A 19836-nucleotide genomic window follows, 5' to 3' on the forward strand; every position below is an offset into this window, starting at 1 on the left:
TTTGAGGGTAGGCACAACCCTCTGGAACAGGAGTCCCAAAGGGCTGCGATCAGGTTCAGCGAGCTTCTAGCTGACGACGCGCGTGGGCAGCGGCGTGCCGTTTTGCGGCGCTTGCCAGCTCGGCTGCATCGTATCTTTACGCACCCAGAGGAACTGGCAGGCAAGTACGATCTTGTAGTAGGTTTCGCTCGCATCCTGACCCACGACCACGTAGGTGCCGGGGTTCAGGACCACACCGGGAGCCACGTTATCGGGAGCATAGTAGGCCGGCGCGCCCAACGGTGCTTCACCGACCACCGATCCGCTCGGAACATCGAGGGTGCAGGTACCCGCGCTGTTGGTCGTTGTCGGGCCATTATACAGAATATTGCCCGTGTCGCAGCCATCGACCACCAGTGTCCACGCATACAGCACGGTCCCGACCGGGCGCTCCAGCGTGAAATCGAGCTGCATGGTCTGTCCCGCCGGGATCGGATACGTGCCCGGGTTCGGAACAGCTCCGTAAGTGAAATTGTTGAAAATATTCCAGCCTGACAGCCCATTGATTGTGACAGAAGCCTGCTCATTCATGTAAATGAGGCTGTCGACCGTCACCATGGTGCGTACGAAGTAGTTGCCGCCATCAAGGTTGGCGCGTTCGACGGTCATACCGAATTCGCCTGAATTACAGCCTACGGTAGTGACGCTGATCACCTGAAAGGTTTCGCCGACCGCGAAAACAGGAACGGCCAAACCCAAGACGAGAGCGAACAATAACACCAGCATGAGGACGTGCGATTTTCTGGGCATAGGAGTCTCCATAGATGAAAACCAAGATATGTACTCTCTTGTAATATTATAAAAATTAGGACTTATGGAAACTGGGCGAAGTATGGAAAAAGTCTGCGGCGTTAGTCCATTACGTGCTCTAGGGCTTTTGGTTGACGAACTAGAACAAATGTGCTTTAATTTAAGTCAATTTGAGCGAGAGAGCAACCTGATGATCATGCAAGCTGATGCGATTGTCGACATTCCCGCCGAGCGCGTCAAATTCTTCGGCACGACGGGCAGGATGCTGCTGCCCAGTCCCGCCACGCTCCAGGCAGCGATTGCAGATATTCCCGCCGGGCAGCTTTTGACGACGGATCGACTGCGGCAGCGCCTCGCCGTGCAGTTCAAAGTGGAGGGCGTGTGCCCCGTAACGACCCGCCGCAGCCTCAAAGCCTTGGCGCAGACTGGCGACGGCCCCTACTGGCGCGTGATCAACGCGGACGGCGGGCTGAACGCCGACTATCCCGGTGGCGTGACCGCCCATGCCGATCATCTGCGCGAAGAAGGCATCACCATCGATGTGAGCGGCAAGAAGCCAAAGGTCAGCGACTACCAGACGTATTTGCCGCGCTAGACGTGGGGGAGCACATGGCGAAGAAACAACCGAGCGTGGATGACTTTATGGCCGCTTTGATGCATCCGTTCAAAGCAGAAGTGCAGGCGCTGCGCGACATCATCAAAGGCGTGGACCCGCGCATCACCGAGCAAATCAAGTGGAACGCGCCGAGCTACCGCTTCACCGACTACATTTGCACGTTTCATCTGCACGCGACACAGCATGTGCATCTGGTGTTCCACAATCCGGCAATCGCCAGCATTCCGAGTCCGATTCTGGAAGGCGACTACGTGGATCGGCGTATGGCCTACTTCAAGAGTATGGCGGATGTCGACGCCAACCGCGCGGAACTCGAGCATGTCGTCCGGTCGCTGGTCGAGAAGATGGATACGGCGCTGTAGGGACGCGATGTATCGCGTCCGCACGTACAGGTAGAGGAGTTTTGTGATGAGAAATGTCATTTACGCGATCAATCTGTCGGTCGATGGCTTTATTGAAGATCAGCAGGGCAGTATTGGCTGGTCTGAGCCGAGTGAAGAACTTCATCGCTACTTCAATGATTTTGAACTCGAGATCGATGTGCACTTGTACGGACGGCGGATGTACGAAACCATGGTCAGTCACTGGCCAACGGCGGATGCCAATCCAGCTGCTCCCGACTATGAGATTGAATATGCCCGCCGCTGGCAGCAAGCGGCCAATGTGGTCTTCTCGCGGACCTTGGAGCACGTGCGTGAGCAAGATCGCTTGGTGCGCGGCAACATCGCTGAGGAGATTCGGCGTTTGAAAGCCCAGCCCGGCAAATCGATGTTCGTCGGCGGGCCGGGACTGGCGGCCAGCCTATTTCAGCTCGATCTGATCGATGAAGTTCGACTGATTATTCATCCGGTCATCTTGGGCGGCGGTAAGCCGATGTTTCCGAGTTTGGATCATCTGCTCCGTTTACGCCTTGTGGAAACGCGCCAGTTTAAGAGCGGCGTAGTCGCACTCCACTACCAGCGGCTAGAGTCACAGGGATAACGGCTCACTTTTATTCTTGTTCTGGTTTACACCCGCGCCCACGTCTTGCGGTGAGCGGCGGCGCGCTCGCGCACAGCAGCGATCTGCTCGGCGGTGACGGGCTGCTCGAACGAGCGGAAGCCGGACAACCGGAAGCCATGTCGATCCGCAATCGCGCCGATCTCCAGCGCTTGCGCAACCGTGATGTCCTTGCCGATGGTGTAATCCTCGTAGCGCTGCTCCAACGCCAGCGCCATCGTCTCCGCCATACAGGCGTAGGCGTGCCGCGGCGGAAAGCCGAAGTCGAAGTGGAAATCCGGCTGGCCGGGGATTTCGATCATCCCGCCTTCGATCACCAGCACGTCATCGCGTTCGGCGGCGACGCGTTTGGACACGTCACGCGGGCGGGCGACATCGCACACCACCGCGCCGGGCTTCAGGTGCTGCGGCTGGATCACTTCGTGGACGGCGCTCGTCACCGTGAGGATCAGATCGGCGTCGTAAATGGCGTCCATCGACGTGCTGATCGCCACGTCGGCGGCTTTGCCCGCGCATAAATCGCGCAGCTCTTCCAGCGGTTCAACGCGCCGCCCGACGAGGATCAGCTTGGCGCTTTCGCCTGCTAACATTTCGGCGCAGGTCTTGCCAATCGCTCCGGTCGCGCCGACGACGGCCACCGTCGCCTCGCGCATATCGATATCCATGACGCGCGCGGCTTCCCGAATTGCTTCCACGGCCATCGTGATCGTGTAGCTGTCGCCCGTCGTGACCGGAATATTGAGCCGGTCGGCGATGGTCTTGCCCGCGTCCCCGACGACCGAGGTATACGCGCCGAGGCCGAGGATCTTCGCGCCGAGTTCTTCGGCCATGTGGCCACACGCGACGATCTTGTCATAGACCATGTTGACGGGCAGCGACATCATCGTCGGCGGCGTGTAGGGCGCGGCGATCAACCAGCCTTTGAGTTCGCGCCCCGTCGCGACGGAGCGGATGCCTTCGATTTCCGAGAGGTAAACGGGCGGAAAGAACCGGGAGAAGAAGTTAATCTGCCCCTCGGTGAGGATTTTGCCCAACAGTGGAAATTTTCTAGCGACGTCTTTCTTGATCTGGATCGGGTGGATGATAAACGCGAACGTGTCGTCTACCACGAATCTCCCCATTCTTCTTCGGGCGCGGTTTCATTCGGGCGCGGGTAGTGGCGTTTGTGATTGGTGCTGACGCCGAGGAAATGATGGTCGCTCTCTTCATAGGTGACGCTGCGGCCAATGACGCGGCGCTGCGGCGACGCCACCATGACCACATCGGATTCGATCATGCGTCCGGGGAACAGCACCATGCCGGAACCGATGCGGCAGTTGTGACCGACCGCGCTCCCGAGCACGACTTGTCCCACGTCCATGAGATCGCCGTCGATGTTGACGGCGCGGATGGGCTTTTGTTCCAGCAGGTTGAAGTCGGTGAACGTGCTGCCCGCGCCGACAAAGCTGTTCCGCCCGATCACGCACATCTGCAGGCAGGTGTTCTGCGCGATGATGGAGTTCTCCATGACGGCGGTCAGGTAGAGCGCGGCGCGGAAGGGCAAGAAGCAGCCGTTGCCAACCGCCGACATCATCAGCACGCAGCCATCGTCAATTGTGACGTTGTCGCCGATGGTGCAGTTGTCGATCATCACGCCGGGGCCGATATTGCAGTTGTCGCCAATGTAGGCCGGCCCCGTGATCACGGCGGTCGGATGAATGCTCGTGCCTTTACCAATTTTCACGACTTCCGAGGTCGAGAGGAGCTGCTTCTGCTCCATGATGGCTTTCCACAGCAGTTTGAGTGTGGTGAAGTTGTGCGTCCTGACGTAGCGATCAAAGCGGCTGGCGCGCCCGAACATCCCGTAAATGATGCCGGCGAAATACACATGCACCCAGCTTTCAATCGACACGATGGCACGGGCGGGGCCGTAGTGCGTCAGGTTGCCCTGTTCCATCGTCATGAAGTCGGGCACGCTGTAAAAGCCCATCTCTTCGGCGTCGCTGGGGACGACAATCGGGCGCACATCCGACGTGTAATCGGCGGGGAAATACCAGAGATCCGCCAGATAGATCGCTTTGCCGTCGGCGTCGACCGCCTGCTCAAATCCGCGTGACAGCGGCAGCGTGTAGGTACGAAAAGCCGGATCGTCAGCCGGGATCGCCGCGCGGCAGGCCTGCTTGGAGGCGAGCGCGGCGCGCATGAAATAGTCGAGGAATTCGTCGTCAAACCACAGACTGTCGCGGTAGACGATGGCCGGGCCGCGCACTGCGCCTAAGTCGCGCCGTCCTGTCAGTGTGCCGCCCAGATCCGGCGCGCCTTTGAAGTAGCGCACGAACATGTCCTCATGGTGAATCTTGAGATTCTTGATGCCAATCGTCAGCAGACAGGCGGGTTGGTTGAACGGGGGAACGTGACGCGTATCCTCAATCACATAACGGCGCATTGTTTAGCTTTCAGCCATTGTACAAAAATTCGCGTACTGTCGAATGAAAACGCTCTGTTTCGTCCATCATCGGAAAGTGCCCCGACGCATCAAACATTTCGACCCGACTGCTCGGCAGCGAGTCTTTCAAGACCTTGCCTTGCCCCGAATCGACGATCAAATCTTTGCGCCCGTAAATGCCGAGCACAGGCATTTGTAGTTCACTCACGCGTGGGCGCAAATCCGTCGCGCGCAGCGTGCCGATGCTCTCAAAGAACGGCGTCGCGTTGATCTTGGCGACGTCCGTGGTCAGCATGTTCCCGAGCGTGCGGCCATCTTTCGCCAGCATGTAGGAATAAGCGCGCAGAAAGGGCTTAAAGCCCTTTTGAAACGCATCATAGAGGATGGGCGTGGTTTGCCCCAAACCGATCCACCCGCGGTAGCTGGCCAGCTTGAGCAGGGGACTCAGCGAGTTGCCCTGAATTGGCGAGCCGATCACGATGACTTTGACGACTTTTTCCGGTTGGCGGATGGCGACGCTGAGGGAGACGGTGCCGCCCATCGAATGCCCGACGAGCGGGGCGCGGACGATGCCCATGCGATCCATAAACGAATCGACCATGAGCGAGAAGTTGTTAACCGAAAACTCTTCAGCCTGCGCGCCCGAATCGCCAAAACCGAAAAAGTCGAGCGCGTACAACCGAAAATCTTTGCCGAGCACTTCAATGGTGTTACGCCAGAGCGCCCACGAGTTCATCCACCCATGCAGCAGGAGCACCGGTCGCCCCCGCCCATAGGCTTCATAATGGACAATGCCCTGTTCAGTGACCAGACTTGCCATAATGTTATCCTCTACGTTCTGAGGTGCGGGGAATTAGCTCTCCATCTCCTCAAGAATCGAGTAGAGTAGTTCGAGCAGAACCGTTTTGACGCTTTCCTTGTCGCGCGCGACGCAGGGCAGCAGTTTGACGCCGTCTTCGATGCGCAGCGCGATGCGCAGATCGTCCGTATTCCACGCTTCGCCTTGATCCTGCTTGTTGGCGGCCACGACATAGGGCGTGGGGGCGTAGGCGCGGAAGGTTTCGAGGATGCTCTTCGCTTCGCGGAACGTCTCGGGCTTGGTGCTGTCCACCATGACCACAAAGCCGAGCATGCCTTCCGCGAGGATTTCCCACATGAAGTCGAACCGGCGCTGACCGGGTGTCCCGAACAGGTAGAGCACGAGGTCGTCGTCCACGGTGATACGCCCGAAGTCCATAGCGACCGTCGTCGATTCTTTAACCATACGCTCCGCGTCTGACGTAATTCCTCGTTCGGTGGTCACCACGTCGATCTCGCTGATCGACCGAATGAACTCCGTTTTGCCGGAGCTAAACGGGCCCGTAATCACCATCTTGACTGTTTGCATAGCTCTATATCCGCTCTTCCAGAATTGATCGCTGGTAAAGTTAGATGGATCGAATCTTGTCGATCAGCTTGTTAATGACCGGTTTTTGAACGGGAGGTGCTTTACGCGCGGGCGTCTGGGCTTTACCGCTCGCGTTGGCAGCCACCATTTCGGTGATCGCCGGGCGCACGACTTCGACCAAGCCAGCTTGCTCCAGCCCATACACAATCCGCCGGATTTCGATTTCCGACATATTGTTGGCTTTGGCAATTTGCCGGATGGTGTTCTTGGGATTCACGAATGACACCACGCGCCATTCTTCCACGCTCAGGTGAATGCCCTTGAATTTCTCACGCGGGTTATCGGGGAATTTGAGCGCCATATCGAGGTTGGGCAGGTGCGAATTCAACTGCTCGATCTCTTTGATGCGGCGCGCCCCCTCGATGATCACATTTTCGAGGTCAATCGGCACGAGGATGCGGTCGCTGGGAGGTAGGGAGTTGTCCTCAAAGCGGAACGGCCCTTCAGACCAGCCGAGGAGGTTATAGACGACATCCAACGTGTGCTGCTGAATACTGCTGACGATGTCGCGCTGCGTCACATAGTTGGCGTTGATGAGCAGCAGCGCCAGCGCTTTATCGGTCGTGTTGCGCGCGCGTTCTTTGATGATGCGCGCCTGTTCGTCTGTCAGCTTGCCCGCTTTGTTGAGGACCGACACCAGATTGCCATCTTGCCCGCCGAGGGAAGCGAGAATGAGCTTGCCGATCTTAAACGAAACGCGCGCCCGTTCTTTGCCCGCGGACATTTTGTCACCGCCAACTGCGTCTTTCTCGCCGGTTCTGATGCCCTCGTAAATGGTGAGGGTACCGGTTTTTCCCGCAAGATTGATCAAATTCAGCAGTTGTGTCGTACTAAAGTCGCGTAGATTGCCTTGCAGCGGCATAAATGCCCCCTACTTCTGATGTCGTTGGCAAAACGGACGATTGCCGTCAATATACATGATGTTACCCGGCACTGCAACCACATTAGGGAATGAAGTGCGACCGTCTGTCCGCATTCATTGTAATATAGGACATGGGTCAGAACAATTGAGCCTAGGCTGGTGGTAGAATTGTCAGCCGAGGGCTGCGGCGCGTGCGCGGCGTCTGGGTCGCCGGCGCCAATCCTGAGAAAGCTGAGTAGAGATGTCCCAACGTATTCTCGATATGGGTATTCAGGCGATTCAATCCGGCAGCAAAGTCGAAGGCGCGCGCTTGATTCGCATCGCGCTCAAGCGCAGCCTGCCGCCCGAGATTCGCGCCATCGCTTATCTATGGTTGGCTGAATCGACCGACGATGCGCAGTTAAAACGCGCCCACTACACCGAAGCCTCGGCGCTCGATCCCAATAACACCGAAGCGCGCACGCGCCTCGCCGCGCTCATGAACGCGCAGTTTTCCACCCAGACCACCGGCTACACCCAACCCGTCACGACCTATACGCAGCCTGTGACCACCTACACCGCGCCGGTGACGCCGCCGCCGACCGGGCAGCTCAACCCGCAAGCGGTGCCACCGCAAGCGCCGCAGGCCGCCGTCAACATCGCCGATGTGCTCGGGCATGTGATCGGCGGGGTGAATGGCGCGGGGACGGCGTTTTTCATCACGCCGGATGGCCTCATGGTGACTTCGCGCTACGTGGTCGGCGGGCTGGAACGGCTGATGGTCGAGCTGCACAACGGCCGCCAGCTCCCCGCGCAGGTGGTCGCCTCCTATCCTGATATCGACCTTGCGATCCTGTACGTCGAGCACCGCCCGCCCGCCGTGCTGCCGATCACACCGCTGCCGCGCGTGCCAGATGACGCGCCGCTGTACGTCGTCACCTATGACGGCGAGATGTTCCAGGCGCAGCAGCGCCCGACCAAGCGCATCATGCCCGCGCACTGGATTCCGACCAACGCCTCGCGCATCCCCGATGCGGGTGGCAACCCAATTTTCGACGAGCGCAACTACCTCGTCGGCATGATGACGCGCAACGTCAGCCGTGCCTCGAATCACCTGTTTGGCGTGCACATCAGCGCGATTCGCCGCTATGTGGAGACCTACATGCAGTTGAGCCGGGAGGCGCGTCGCTACTGCCCGAACTGCGGCACGCTCAGCCGCGCGTTCGGCGCGGGCTTCTTCTATTGTGAAGTGTGCGGGGGCACGCGACCGGAGACAGCGACGGTGCAGCGCTACTACCTGCCGCAAGCCGATATCCTGTACGAAACCGGGCGGCAGCAGTGCGTGCACTGCAAATCGATTGCGGGCGTGTACAAAGGGCGCTGCCTGCGCTGCGGCAGACCGCAGCAGTAAAAGCAAAGAATTTGAACCACAGAGAACACAGAGAGCACAGAGGTTAAAAATGGTCGCTAAGTAGCACGGAACCGTTCTCTGTGTTCTCTGTGGTTAATCATCTTTCTCAGGGGGGAAGCGATGTTTGGACGTGGGAAGAAACAGCAGCAGGTCGCGCGCATCGATCAATATGCGGCGACAGTCGAGCAGATTTTGCTGCAAATCGGCATCGATCCAGTGCAGGCGCGCATGAACATGGCCGACGGCTACGGTTGGAACTTCCGCCGGGGCTCGGCGTTGATCGAAATCTACATTTCGCAGCAGGATAACGAGGGGTATTTGCAGGTGCTCTCGCCGATCATGTACCTGCCGCTGACCAACCTGCTGCCGCTGTACCGGCATCTGCTGGAAGTCAACCTGCAGCTCACCAACGCGGCGTTTGGCCTGTACAACGACACGGTCTACGTATTCAGCGAGCGCCCGCTCGAGTCGCTGGACGCGGTCGAGGCGAACAACATCATCAACCTTGTGGCGAACTATGCCGACGATCAGGATGATCGGTTGGTCGCCGAATTCGGCGGGCGGCTCTACGGCCGGATATAAAAGACGCTTACAGTTCACAGTGAATAGTTAAAAACTGCTGTGACTGTGAACTGTAAGCTGATCACTGACAACTTCACTTAGACGAATTCGCTCGTGTCGCTGCGCTTGGGCTTGTCCGGCGTGATGATCGAGTCGACATCCGCGCCGTCGCGCCACTGCATCCACTCGTTCTTCATCTTGCCGCCCATGTCGAACCAGTCTCGGCGCGGGCCGCCCCACTGACTGCCGCCCATGCGCGGACGCATGATGTACAGGAACGCGCCGATCAGCAGGAGCGGCACGATCAGCCCCGTTTTGAACAAGAACATCAGCAGCATGAAGCCGATGATCAGCGGCACAAACGCGAAGAACGGAAAGAAGAACATGCGCCCGCCCATCCCGTGATGACGTTGATGCGGCCCCGCATGATGTTATCCCCAGTGCGGGTGGTGGTGATCTCCATGATGTTCCCTTGCAACACTCTCCTCTACACCTCTTGATGCAGAATAATACGCGGCGGCAGCACGGGAGTTGCGCGGAAAATGGCAAAACTAATCGAATGGGCGGGTACTCCCCAAAAGTTTAGGGGGTGGAGTGAACAGTAGACAGTTTTCAGTTCACAGTCAAAACATGAGGAGCAGCTTCGTAGGAACGCGATAGAGAGAGCGCGTCTAAAAGCGCACAAACGTCGTACTGAGCGAGAATTTTGTAGGGCCGAGGCATGCCTCGTCCTCCTGTGCTCACAAGACCACCACCATCTGTTAAAGCACATCTTTGGCTTTCACGGACAACCGCTCTGGTGCTTCATGCAGAGGAAAAACCGGACGAGGCATGAGGGTGTTTAAAAAGCATCCCTTAAAGCATTCCCCTTCGTCAGCGGACACAATGATGCAGTTTAAGAAAACGATACGGATTACCCCTCACTTCAAAACCTCCCACCCAAGCGGGGAGAGGGGAGAAAAGACGCTTTTACCTCCCCGAATTGGAGGGGGGGTGGGGTCGGTACTCCGCCTTCATAAGTTAAACTGCATCATTGCGTCCCTACGAAGACGTAATCGGCTTGGCAAGTGATGTTGGCTCCCCTCTCCGTTCGGAGAGGGGGAGGGGGTGAGGCTAAAAACAGCGCGTGGACGTTAAGGTGTTTCCGGCGTGGCGACGGCCGCCGACCGGCGCGCGCGCGCCAGCTTGACCAGCGCGCGGATATCCCGCCACAGGAACGGCGCGAACGAGCCAATGGCGATCACAATGGCCATCGGCAGCGCGTAGGTTTCGATGTTCTGCCCCGGGCGCGTCCAGATCAGCGGCAGGATGTTGCCGTTGCCGACCACATTGTACTGATACCACGGGATCACAATCGTCAGGAACAGCGCGACCGCCGCGATGCTCGCCGCGATCCAGCCGCGCACGCGCACCAGTACCAGCGTCGTGAACATCAGCGCCGAGCCAATGCCACCAATGAGCAGGCTTGTCATGCCCTCGGCAGGCGACAGGAACAGAATGAACCAGTTGAACGCCGCCCACGCGAACCCGCCGCCGATGATCCCGCCGATCAGGTTGAACAGCAGGCGCGCCCACCACGGCCAGAAGCCACGCAGCCGTTCTGGCAGATCGCCCGCCAGCAGCGCCAGCAAGCCGATCCCCACGCCGACCGTGATCCCGGTCGAGGCGGTGATGCCAATGCGTTCCTGACCGAAGATCGCCTGCGTCGGAAGCTGCGAATAGGCGAAGCCGCCGAACGCCAGAATGCCGCCGATGGTCGCGAAGATCACACGCCACACCGACTGAATCGGGTTGAGCGTGAGCCGCCGCCATGTGTTATCCAGCCATGCATAGACCCGCGCCTGCTGGCTGACATCGTCGGGCAGGGTGGGCGCTTCGTCGCGGATGTAGGCCAGCGCGCGCAGCGCCCGCCGTTCGCCCAGCTTCTGATGCTTCGCGATCTCCGCGACTGCCGCCTTCGAGCGAATGCGCCCGATCACGCGTGCCGCCGTCTCTTCGACCGTCTTATCGGTGTTGTCGTCGTCGTTCAGCGCCATCTGCGCCAGCAGCAGGTCAACTTCCTGGTTGTACACGGTTTCGCGCCAGTCAGAGACCGCGCTCAGCTTCAACTGCGTTGTCAGGCGGCGGCGCAGGTTGTCGTCTTTGGTGTAAGTGGGCAGAGTCGGCGTGAGCCTGGCACGCTTTTCCAGCACCTGCAGCGCGGCGAGCTTGGCTTCGCGGCTGACCTCGGTTTGCAGCGCCTGGGCCACCAGCTTGGGGATTTGCGGCACGTCGCTGTCGGGGATGGTCTCTAACCGCTGCAGCGCGCGCACCCGAGCGGGCGCGTTTTCACTGCGCAGCGCGTGGAGCGCCACCCAGCGGCGGTTCTCGTCGTTGAGCTGTGCCCACCACACGTCGATGTCGTGGTCGTATTCAAGCGCGCCGCGCAGCAGCATCTGCATGCCCGCTTCGTCGAGTTCGAGGTTATTCTCTTGCGCCTTGATGTAATAGTCGTTGATCAGCGTGAAGTGCGTGATGCCGAGCAGGAACTTGCCCTGCCCGTGCGCCCACGCCCGCCGCGCGCGGCTGTAGATGTCGAGCGCCTCGCGCCGCGCCATCTCTTCCGGCGTGACTTCCGGCGCGGTGATCAGGTCGTCCAGCGGCACGTTGAGGTTGATATTGGTCGTGCGCCCGCCACCGACGATGGGCAGCGGCTTGGTCGACGTGATCAGGTCATCGACTGGCCCGGTGATCAGGTTTTCCAGATCGCCGGTATCCATAACCGGGGCCGTCCGCGTGATCAGGTCATCAACCGGGCCGGAGATGAGATTGTCGAGCGCATCCGTTTTGGTATCCATGTCCTGAATGCGCGCGGCGGCTGCCGCCCGGGGACGCGCTTGCGGCGAGTTGAAGCCGCTTTGCGCGCTCACCCGCGACGGGTTGACGACGGCTTCCAACTGCTGCACGATTTCCATCAGCGAATGCGGGCGCTTGTTGGCGTCGATTTCCGTGCCGCGCCGCAGAATCGGGTTGATGGTGGACGGCAGACCCGGCGTGACGAACTCGACATCCGGCAGGTTTTCGCTCAACTGAAGCTGACGCAGCGCCAGCGGGATGGTCGCGTCGAAGGGAAGCTGTCCCGTGATCATGTGGAAGATCAGGATCGAGAAGCTGTAAATGTCAGCGCGGTGATCGAGCGATTCGGCGGTGAGCTGTTCCGGCGCCATATACAGCAGCGTCCCGGAACCGGGGTTGGCCGCGCGCCCCTGCGGGTCGAGCACGGTCGCCAGCCCAAAGTCAGCCAGATAGGGCAGGCGGTAGCTGTCCAGCAGAATGTTCGACGGCTTGAGGTCGAGGTGGATGATCTTGTTGCTGTGCGCGTAATCCAGCGCCTGGGCGACCGCCCGCGCCAGCCGCAGCGCCTCGTCCATCGCCAGCGGCCCTTCTTCGAGCAAATCTTCGAGCGACCCGCCGGAGACATAGCGCATGACGATGTACAACTGGCCGGTGTACTCGCCGAATTCGTAGATCGGCAGAATGTGCGGGTGTTCCAACCCGGCAATCGTCTTGGCTTCGCGCTCAAACAGCTTGATCGGGTTCATGTCCTGCGACAGATCGCGCGCCACTGTTTTGATCGCGACCGTGCGGTTCAGCTGCTTGTCGCGCGCTGACCACACATCGGCCATCCCCCCGCGCCCGATATGCTCGATGACGCGGTAATGGCTAAACTCTACTCCGACATCCATAAAGGCAAACCTTTTAGCGCAATGTTGTGTACGCTAAGTATAACGATATTTTCCGTAGAACCATGCGGGAGAATTCGGCTAACGCGCAGGCGGTTGACGCGAGTCAAGCGGAGCAGTGCACATTGAAAAACCCGCATTCATGTGAGCGGGTTGACCGGGCGTTCGATATGCGCTCGGAGACGGTAGGGGAGGGGCTTGCCCCTCCCGCTATTGGGTTGAAGACAGGGCACTTTTTACAATCTAACTATTGTAGGGACGCGCAGAAGCGTCCGCAAATCACTGGCCTTCCTCAACAGTTCACGGCAGGACAGATCACGGGTGAGGGACGCCCGGGCGTCCGCCGGAGGGGAGAAAAGGACGCGCCGTTGCGCGTCCTCGAAATACGGTTGCCTCAGGCGCAGTCTTAATGGGGCCCAATATTAAAGCCGTCAATTCGGGAGGGGGCCAACAGCACTCACCTGGTTCGGCAGGTCCCCTCCCGAATTCAGGAGGGGAGCCAACAGCACCGCCCAAGCCAAATGGGATTTTAGGGACGCAATTCATTGCGTCCGCTGGTTTTGGCCTCACCGAACCCCTCGACTCTAGAAGAGGAGCTTTAGGGGTAAGGGGTGCTCTAATTTGCCACGCTCAAAAACGACGTTGGCGTGCTCGGGAGCACCACATCGTCGGGGATGACGCTCCATGACGTGCCGTTATACCCCACATTGGTCGGGATGTTGAGCGACCGCACACCGCTCCCGTCGGCATTCGCGATATAGACTTCGCCATCGGGAACGCTCTCTCCGCTCATCTCAGTCGCGGTGAAGGCGATCTGGCTGCCATCCGGTGACCACGAGATCGAGGTGATATAATTCGGCGGCGATTGCAGCAGGATTTCGACATTCGAGGCGTCGCTGTTGCCCAGCATCAGCGGCTGTGGTTCGCTCATGTTGAGCATGAGCGCGCTGAGCAGCGTGCGCTCCCCATCCGGCGACCACGCCAGCCGATCAAACGGTGTGCCGTCGGGCAGCGTCGTCGTGACCGGCGTCACACTGTCCAGCTCCATGATGACGATCTGGCGGTAGGGCGGATCGATCAGCGACACATGGATGGCGAGACGGTTGCCATCGGGCGAGATCGCCGCCCACGTTTCGTAGAGTTCACCCGGTAAATCGGGGAGCTGGAGGCGTTCTTCTGCGCCGCTGCCGTCGCTGTTGGCGCGCATAAATCCCGCGGGGCGACCGCCGCTCAGAATGCCGTAAATGACCTGACTGCTGCCCGGCGACCACACGACCTGCCCATCCGGTTTGAGCGTCGGGCGGTTGGGGACGACCGGATGCAGGTTAGTGCCATCCGTGTTGATGATGTAGATGTTGCGCCGCCGGGATCGCGGATGTTCCCCCATGAACGCGAGCTGGCGGCCGTCGGGCGAGAGCGTCGGGAAGAAGAAATTGCCATCGACGACCAGCGGGGTCACCGTGCCGTTGACCGGGTCGACGAGGCTGATGGTCATCTCGCGGGTGTCATAGTCGGCGGTGAGGAAGGCGATGCGCGTCCGTGTCCCTTGCGCTGTGACGGTCGCGGCGGAGAAAAGCAGCACGGTGCACACGAGGGCAAAGCCGAAGCTGATGAAGCGCGCAGGTGTAAAACGGTGGGACGAGTTCATGACTGCCTCCATCTAGACGAGCACGATTGATCGATTTAGGTTCGCGGACAAACTGGTTTCACATTAGCATAGTGCGAAATGCGCACGCCCGACTCACCGAACGCTGAAAACCGAACTTAAGTCCCGCCTTCGGTGTGAAAGTCGTGAGGCTGTATTGAACGTGGTTCGCGGGCTAGATACACTCGACCCTCTTTGAGTAGACAACAGGCAGATCAATGGTGACTTGGTGGCGTCGTATTCTCGCTGGTTTCGTTGTATTGGTAGCAACTGCCGTTTGGGCGCAAGAGACAGACCCCGTTGCCGATATTCCCCGACGTGATCCGCAGCAGTTGGCTGTGAGTTTGCTCGGCGCTACCACCGACCCGGTGGTGCCTGAGCTGACGCCGCGCTATGAGCGCGGACAAGTGCTCGATTTCTGGGTCGGGCAGACCGACAGCCCGACGCCCACACGCATCACGGCGACGCTCGTAGGCGCGTCGGGACGCGCCTACATCTGGGTGGATAACGCGCTCGGCTTAGGCAATGTGGATGCGAGCTCTCTGGCCGGGCAGGTCGGGCAGTTGTACACATTCTTCCGGTTACGCTCGACCTACCGTGTGATCAACCTGCCCGATATCGGTTCCGTGCAGGACTCGACCGATCTACTGCCAGTGCCGGATGTCGATAACGATCCGCGGCTGTATGTGGTGTTCACCAATCAACTGGCCGACGACCGCGACGCGCTCATCAACCCGGTGGACAGCCTGCCGACTGCCTATGCGCCGTCGGGCATCAGCAACCAGCACGAGACGCTGTTCATCACGGCCATCGACGGGGTGGCGCTGACCGATCCGGCATATGCCGCAGCGATTGCGCGCGGCGTGGTCACGTTTGTGCTCCGGTCCAATAACCCGGAGGGCGCGGCGTGGCTCGAAGAAGCCTTCCGCTGGCTGCTGTTGTTCCGCGCCCAGCAGGCAGGTCTGCAAGCCGCCGACTACGATCCGTTCCTGAGCGCGCCGGATACCCCGCTGACGCAGCCCGCCGCACTGACCACCCGCAGTCAGACGCTGGCCGCGCAGCAGTTGTTTTTGAATTATCTGACGCAGCGCTACGGGCAAAACCTGATCCTCGATCTGTTCCTGCAGCCGGGGCGCGGCCTCAGCACCCTCGATCCGGTGCTGGCGAACGTGGGCAGGTATGATCCGGTGACTGGGGCGGCGGCGACCGCGCGCGACGCCTTCGCCGATTTCGTCATCGCCAACCTGCTCAACGTCGATTTCGGCGACCGGCGCTACCGGCATGTCGTCACACCCTTAGAAAACACACAGCGCGCCCAAGCCACGCAGATCGAACTCGGCGACCTGCCCGCGCAGACGGTCAATCAATTCGGCACGGCCTACTATGTCTATTCCACGACTAAACCGGCGACCGTCGAACTCACCATCACCGGACGCGAAACGGTGGAACGTCTGCCCATGGATCGCGATCCGGCGGAGCGCTTCTACTGGTCAGGCTGGGGCGCGGATCAGGTGCGGACGATGACCCGCCGCTTCGATCTGAGCGGTGTTGAAGCCGCCACGCTCAGCTTTGATGCGTGGTGGGACACCGCCGACGCGTGGAACTATGGCTATGTGGCCGTCTCGACCGACGACGGCGCGACGTGGACGATCCTCGAACCGCCAGGCTTGACCACGAACAATCGCTATGGCGCGGCCTATGGCGTCGGGTTTACGGGCATCAGCAATCCGGAACCCCCGCGTCCGTTCCCGATCATGGGCGTGGTGATGAGCGGCGACGGCGTGACCATTCAGCAGGTGGTCGCGGGCGGCGCCGCCGCGACGGCGGGCGTACAGGTCAACGACCAGATTATCGGCTATGAGGGCGAGCTGTGGACGACCACGCCGGATGTGATCAGCTTGCTGGCCAATTACGCGCCCGGCGACACGCTGAATCTGCTCATTCAGCGCGGCGGCGACCAAGTGGAGATCCCGGTGGTGTTGGGCGCGCATCCGACGCGGGTGGTGTATCCGGAACCGCTCTGGCAGGCGCACACCGTCGATCTCACGCCGTATGCGGGCGGCGACGTGCTGATTCGCTTCCTGTACATCACCTACGCCGGGCGTGAAGATCAGGGCCTGGCGGTCGACAACATCGCCGTGCCGGAACTCGATTTCGTCGACGATGGTGCGTGGGACTTCGTTGGTTGGTCGGAAATCGACAACCGCGTACCGCAGGATCTGCTGGTGCAGGCCGTGACTATCGGTTCGGAATCCGTGCCGCGTGTTCAGCGCCTGATCGATGGGACGAACGGCAGCGGCACGTGGACGTTCCCACTGGCCGCTAACGACAACCTGTTGATCGCCGTGTCGGGCGTCAGCGACGAGACGCGGCAGCGCGCCGAATTCGACGTGAGCCTGCGCGCAAACTAATCTGCGCTATGATGAAGAGAGTGGTTGTGAGTCGGGGCTGGTGGTCACTGATCCCGACTCTAATCGGCTGATCTCTCTGCCGTTCACGGACGAAAAGCGCACACCATGACCCCTTCGACGCTCACCGGACTCGCCAAGCAGTTCATCACTATCGATCAGCAGCAGTTGGCCTACCTCGACGTGGGTGATCCGGCCTTGCCGGTCATCGTCTTGGTTCACGGGTGGCTGTCGCACAGCCGCGTGTGGCGGCATACGATCCCGGTGCTGCACGGGCGCTACCGCTGCATCGCCGTCGATCTGCTTGGCTATGGGCACAGCGCGCGCCCGCCGGGCGGCGATTACAGCATCGCGGCACAGGGGCGGCGCGTACTCGCCCTGCTCGACGCGCTCGGCATTAACCGGTTTATGCTGCTTGGCCACTCGATGGGCGGGCAGATCAGCCTGTGCATCGCCGCGCAGCTGGCGCCGCAGCGCGTCACCCGCCTGATCGACGTGGCAGGCGTGACGAGCGGGCGCTTGCAGCCCTATCCCCGGTATGTGGTGCTGCCGCGCGCGCGGGTTGCGCAGGCGTTCCCGTTCCTCGTCGGCCTCAGTCGCGCCGCTGCCCGCGTTTCCGCCTACCGCCGCTTCGAATTCTACACCTGGTCGCTCAATCATGTGCCGCTGGCTGAGTGGGATGAAGATGTCGAGCTGGTACTGCCGCCGGGCTGTCAACACGCCATCTATCCGAGCGGCAAGGCGATCATTAGCACGGATTTGTCGCACGCCATCCGCGCCATTCAAGCGCCGACACTGGTGATCTTCGGCACCGCGGATCGCGTCGTGCCGCCGAGTGAAGGCGATCTCGTCGCGCAGCAGGTCGTGGACTGCCGCCTCGTCCACCTCGACGGCGCGGGACACTTCCCGATGCTCGAATGCCGTGAGCAATTCCACGCGGCGCTGAATACATTTCTGAGTGAAGCGGGGTCAGGGTAGGAGCGCACCCGCGCTCCTACCGAAAAAAGGGGACTTACGGCAGCGTGACTGTCGCGCTGGTCACGAATTCCGGCGTATTCGGCACGGCCTCGTAGTAGCGCAGGAAGTCGACGATTTCCGGCGCGGCCACGGGATCGGCGTATTCGCGCAGGTTTTCCGCCCAGCGATAGCCGAGCGTCTGGTAGACCATTTCCACTTCAATTGTCAAACCCGCGGCATTCGTCACTGGTACCTGATAGGTCACGCGGTCGCTGCCACCGACGAAATCGCTGTCGGTCGCGGCATCGCCCCACGGCACAATTTCAATGGGCGCGGTCGCCGGGTTGTAACCCTGCGGTAGAATGCGGTTGTCCTTGAGGTACTGCGACGCCAGCAGCAGCGTTGTGGTGACGTTGCCCGCCGTATCGCCCATGATCGGCTCATAGATTTGCACCTGATCGGGCGCGGTGATCACGTCGTAGTGCGGCTCAACGCCCTGCGCATCGTCGTCGTTGGCGTTGCCGGAGATGCGCCCGTAATCGTCATAGCTGCCCGATTCGAACACGACGGCGCCGCTGGCATCGCGCACCGTGACGTGCAGCCACGTGCGGCGTGACGGGTAGGCGGTCGGGAACTTGTGCCCGACGAGGCTCTGCACGAACACGTCGAACGACAGCGTACCATCGGTCACGGCAGCATTCTGGAGGGTGACGCGCGCCGTATCATTCTGCAACTGCTGGCGGGTCAGGTCGATGTACTGCTGGAACTGCTCATCGGTCGAGGTGACTTCCAGTTCTTCGCCAAACGCCTGCAAAATGCGCGGCAGATAGACATTGCCGCCGAGCAGCGTGTGCTGTGAGACGCCCGTGCGCATCGCCGGGATCGGGTTGCCGAGGCTGGCCGCCTGCGCGAGCCCGTCAACGATGGGCATATGGCACGCCTGGCACGTTTGGCTGTTGCGGTAGTCGCTGTTCAGCCATTCAGTGTACGGCGTCTGTTCCTGGAAGGTGACTGGCGCGAGTTCGCGCGTCTCTACGTTGAAGTAGGGCGTGAACAGTTCGTGGCAGCTTGAGCACAGTTCTGAACTGCTGATGTGATCGCTTTGCGTCTGCAGGCCGCCCGTCGAGGCCAGCATGAAGGCCGCCTGCGCCGCATCCGGGGTGAACGGCCCGTAGATCACGCGGGCATGGGCAAATTGATCCTCTGCGCCATCAATCGTATAATGACCGCTTTGACCTTCCCGTTCGCCGAGGTGGGTATCGCTGATCTGGTGGCAAAGCGTGCATGACACGCTGTCCAGCGCGAGCGTGTGATATTCCGTCCCCGGTTGAATCGCGCCGCCTTCGCCCAGCACCTGCAGCGGCAGACCCGTCGCGAGGTTGGACGTCGTCCGCGCCATTGGCATATGGCAGGTCGCACACTTATCTTGGATGAATGCCGAGAAATCCGGGTTGGCGAGCACTTCACGGCGCAGCCCGGCGCGCCAGTACGGGTCACGACCGGAATTCGCCATCATGGTGGCGCGCCACGCGGTATCAAACGAAATATCATTGCCGTGTTCATCCACCATATTGCGGTGACAGGTCGCACATAAACCAGAGGTATCAAAATAACGACCATTTTCGACGGGGAGATTCACCAATGTGGGGTCCGGCGTGGCCTCCTGCGCGGAGGCGGCGGTCGGGCTGATCAACAGCAAGACTGCCAGCGCGATCAAGGTGAGGCCGACTAGGGCGAACAACGATGCAGAACGACGACGAAGCACCATAACTTCCTTTCAATAGGCAAAATCAAAACGAGTGGGCTGCCAACGGGGCGCACACTTCAACACTCGCTCTAGGGAATGCGGGCAACTCTACGAAGTCCGTTACAGGGATCTGGGGTAACAGTAAGTCTCAGCTTTGAGGTAGCAATGAAGCGCAGCATCACTGCTGCCGTTCATCAGTCTACTGCTTTTATCGATTATTCGTCTATACGCTAATCCGCATAAGCGGTTCAGCCTACGCTGTTTCACT

Annotated in this window: 17 protein-coding genes; 7 read left to right on the top strand and 10 right to left on the bottom strand. The window is 60.2% G+C overall.

Annotated features, from left to right (window positions below; genetic code table 11):
- Window positions 1-66 precede the first annotated feature (66 nt).
- On the bottom strand, window positions 67-789 hold the full coding sequence (locus tag IPK17_RS12420) for a hypothetical protein (protein ID WP_343418005.1): 723 nt from the start codon (window positions 787-789) through the stop codon (window positions 67-69).
- A 190-nt stretch (window positions 790-979) separates the two neighbouring features.
- On the opposite strand from IPK17_RS12420, the gene IPK17_RS12425 reads away from it, so the two are divergent.
- Genes IPK17_RS12425 through IPK17_RS12435 form a run of 3 tightly spaced genes read left to right on the top strand, consistent with a single transcriptional unit; the run spans window position 980 to window position 2386 of the window.
- On the top strand, window positions 980-1384 hold the full coding sequence (locus IPK17_RS12425) for an MGMT family protein (RefSeq protein WP_343418006.1): 405 nt from the start codon (window positions 980-982) through the stop codon (window positions 1382-1384).
- Window positions 1385-1398: 14 nt separating this feature from the next.
- Entirely contained in the window at window positions 1399-1767 is a 369-nt protein-coding gene (locus tag IPK17_RS12430; RefSeq protein ID WP_343418007.1) for a DUF1801 domain-containing protein, read from the top strand.
- A gap of 46 nt (window positions 1768-1813) precedes the next feature.
- Complete coding sequence (locus tag IPK17_RS12435; RefSeq protein WP_343418008.1) at window positions 1814-2386, top strand: dihydrofolate reductase family protein; 573 nt, start codon at window positions 1814-1816, stop codon at window positions 2384-2386.
- Window positions 2387-2412: 26 nt separating this feature from the next.
- Here the strand turns inward: IPK17_RS12435 and IPK17_RS12440 are convergent, their stop codons facing one another.
- The 5 genes from IPK17_RS12440 to IPK17_RS12460 are packed head-to-tail and all read right to left on the bottom strand — an operon-like array spanning window position 2413 to window position 7138.
- Complete coding sequence (locus IPK17_RS12440; protein ID WP_502748708.1) at window positions 2413-3513, bottom strand: shikimate dehydrogenase; 1101 nt, start codon at window positions 3511-3513, stop codon at window positions 2413-2415.
- Window positions 3507-4829, bottom strand: coding sequence for an LbetaH domain-containing protein (locus tag IPK17_RS12445; protein WP_343418010.1), 1323 nt, complete (start codon window positions 4827-4829; stop codon window positions 3507-3509). The genes IPK17_RS12440 and IPK17_RS12445 overlap by 7 nt, the downstream gene beginning before the upstream one ends.
- A 10-nt stretch (window positions 4830-4839) precedes the next feature.
- Window positions 4840-5649, bottom strand: coding sequence for an alpha/beta fold hydrolase (locus IPK17_RS12450; RefSeq protein ID WP_343418011.1), 810 nt, complete (start codon window positions 5647-5649; stop codon window positions 4840-4842).
- A gap of 33 nt (window positions 5650-5682) precedes the next feature.
- A complete protein-coding gene (locus IPK17_RS12455) occupies window positions 5683-6216 on the bottom strand; it encodes a GTP-binding protein (RefSeq protein WP_343418012.1) in 534 nt (177 codons plus the stop codon).
- A gap of 40 nt (window positions 6217-6256) precedes the next feature.
- On the bottom strand, window positions 6257-7138 hold the full coding sequence (locus IPK17_RS12460) for a DUF4388 domain-containing protein (protein ID WP_343418013.1): 882 nt from the start codon (window positions 7136-7138) through the stop codon (window positions 6257-6259).
- Between the two features lie 241 nt (window positions 7139-7379).
- On the opposite strand from IPK17_RS12460, the gene IPK17_RS12465 reads away from it, so the two are divergent.
- Complete coding sequence (locus IPK17_RS12465; RefSeq protein ID WP_343418014.1) at window positions 7380-8528, top strand: trypsin-like peptidase domain-containing protein; 1149 nt, start codon at window positions 7380-7382, stop codon at window positions 8526-8528.
- Between the two features lie 120 nt (window positions 8529-8648).
- Complete coding sequence (locus tag IPK17_RS12470; RefSeq protein WP_343418015.1) at window positions 8649-9110, top strand: YbjN domain-containing protein; 462 nt, start codon at window positions 8649-8651, stop codon at window positions 9108-9110.
- A 77-nt stretch (window positions 9111-9187) separates the two neighbouring features.
- Here IPK17_RS12470 and IPK17_RS12475 read toward each other — a convergent pair whose 3' ends face one another.
- From IPK17_RS12475 to IPK17_RS12485, 3 genes are all read right to left on the bottom strand, one after another.
- A complete protein-coding gene (locus IPK17_RS12475; protein ID WP_343418016.1) occupies window positions 9188-9475 on the bottom strand; it encodes a hypothetical protein in 288 nt (95 codons plus the stop codon).
- A gap of 747 nt (window positions 9476-10222) precedes the next feature.
- Window positions 10223-12814: a serine/threonine-protein kinase gene (locus IPK17_RS12480; RefSeq protein ID WP_343418017.1), complete on the bottom strand. Its 2592-nt coding sequence runs from the start codon at window positions 12812-12814 to the stop codon at window positions 10223-10225.
- A gap of 613 nt (window positions 12815-13427) precedes the next feature.
- Window positions 13428-14459, bottom strand: a complete 1032-nt coding sequence (locus IPK17_RS12485) for a hypothetical protein (RefSeq protein WP_343418018.1) — start codon at window positions 14457-14459, stop codon at window positions 13428-13430.
- A gap of 215 nt (window positions 14460-14674) precedes the next feature.
- Between IPK17_RS12485 and IPK17_RS12490 the strand changes: the two genes are divergently transcribed.
- The gene (locus IPK17_RS12490; RefSeq protein WP_343418019.1) at window positions 14675-16867 is read left to right on the top strand and encodes a PDZ domain-containing protein; all 2193 of its coding nucleotides are present in this window, start codon (window positions 14675-14677) and stop codon (window positions 16865-16867) included.
- A 105-nt stretch (window positions 16868-16972) separates the two neighbouring features.
- Complete coding sequence (locus tag IPK17_RS12495; protein ID WP_343418020.1) at window positions 16973-17842, top strand: alpha/beta fold hydrolase; 870 nt, start codon at window positions 16973-16975, stop codon at window positions 17840-17842.
- Between the two features lie 34 nt (window positions 17843-17876).
- Here IPK17_RS12495 and IPK17_RS12500 read toward each other — a convergent pair whose 3' ends face one another.
- Window positions 17877-19589 carry a hypothetical protein gene (locus tag IPK17_RS12500; RefSeq protein ID WP_343418021.1) on the bottom strand — a complete coding sequence of 571 codons (1713 nt, stop codon included), beginning with the start codon at window positions 19587-19589 and terminating at the stop codon, window positions 17877-17879.
- Window positions 19590-19836 lie beyond the last annotated feature (247 nt).

The organism is Candidatus Flexifilum breve, assembly GCF_016713355.1.

Excerpts from the sequence above, each read along its gene's own strand:
- IPK17_RS12420 (WP_343418005.1), bottom strand. The coding sequence starts at position 789 with ATGCCCAGAAAATCGCACGTCCTCATGCTGGTGTTATTGTTCGCTCTC.
- IPK17_RS12425 (WP_343418006.1), top strand. The coding sequence starts at position 980 with ATGATCATGCAAGCTGATGCGATTGTCGACATTCCCGCCGAGCGCGTC.
- IPK17_RS12430 (WP_343418007.1), top strand. The coding sequence starts at position 1,399 with ATGGCGAAGAAACAACCGAGCGTGGATGACTTTATGGCCGCTTTGATG.
- IPK17_RS12435 (WP_343418008.1), top strand. The coding sequence starts at position 1,814 with ATGAGAAATGTCATTTACGCGATCAATCTGTCGGTCGATGGCTTTATT.
- IPK17_RS12445 (WP_343418010.1), bottom strand. The coding sequence starts at position 4,829 with ATGCGCCGTTATGTGATTGAGGATACGCGTCACGTTCCCCCGTTCAAC.
- IPK17_RS12450 (WP_343418011.1), bottom strand. The coding sequence starts at position 5,649 with ATGGCAAGTCTGGTCACTGAACAGGGCATTGTCCATTATGAAGCCTAT.
- IPK17_RS12455 (WP_343418012.1), bottom strand. The coding sequence starts at position 6,216 with ATGCAAACAGTCAAGATGGTGATTACGGGCCCGTTTAGCTCCGGCAAA.
- IPK17_RS12460 (WP_343418013.1), bottom strand. The coding sequence starts at position 7,138 with ATGCCGCTGCAAGGCAATCTACGCGACTTTAGTACGACACAACTGCTG.
- IPK17_RS12465 (WP_343418014.1), top strand. The coding sequence starts at position 7,380 with ATGTCCCAACGTATTCTCGATATGGGTATTCAGGCGATTCAATCCGGC.
- IPK17_RS12470 (WP_343418015.1), top strand. The coding sequence starts at position 8,649 with ATGTTTGGACGTGGGAAGAAACAGCAGCAGGTCGCGCGCATCGATCAA.
- IPK17_RS12475 (WP_343418016.1), bottom strand. The coding sequence starts at position 9,475 with ATGTTCTTCTTTCCGTTCTTCGCGTTTGTGCCGCTGATCATCGGCTTC.
- IPK17_RS12480 (WP_343418017.1), bottom strand. The coding sequence starts at position 12,814 with ATGGATGTCGGAGTAGAGTTTAGCCATTACCGCGTCATCGAGCATATC.
- IPK17_RS12485 (WP_343418018.1), bottom strand. The coding sequence starts at position 14,459 with ATGAACTCGTCCCACCGTTTTACACCTGCGCGCTTCATCAGCTTCGGC.
- IPK17_RS12490 (WP_343418019.1), top strand. The coding sequence starts at position 14,675 with ATGGTGACTTGGTGGCGTCGTATTCTCGCTGGTTTCGTTGTATTGGTA.
- IPK17_RS12495 (WP_343418020.1), top strand. The coding sequence starts at position 16,973 with ATGACCCCTTCGACGCTCACCGGACTCGCCAAGCAGTTCATCACTATC.
- IPK17_RS12500 (WP_343418021.1), bottom strand. The coding sequence starts at position 19,589 with ATGGTGCTTCGTCGTCGTTCTGCATCGTTGTTCGCCCTAGTCGGCCTC.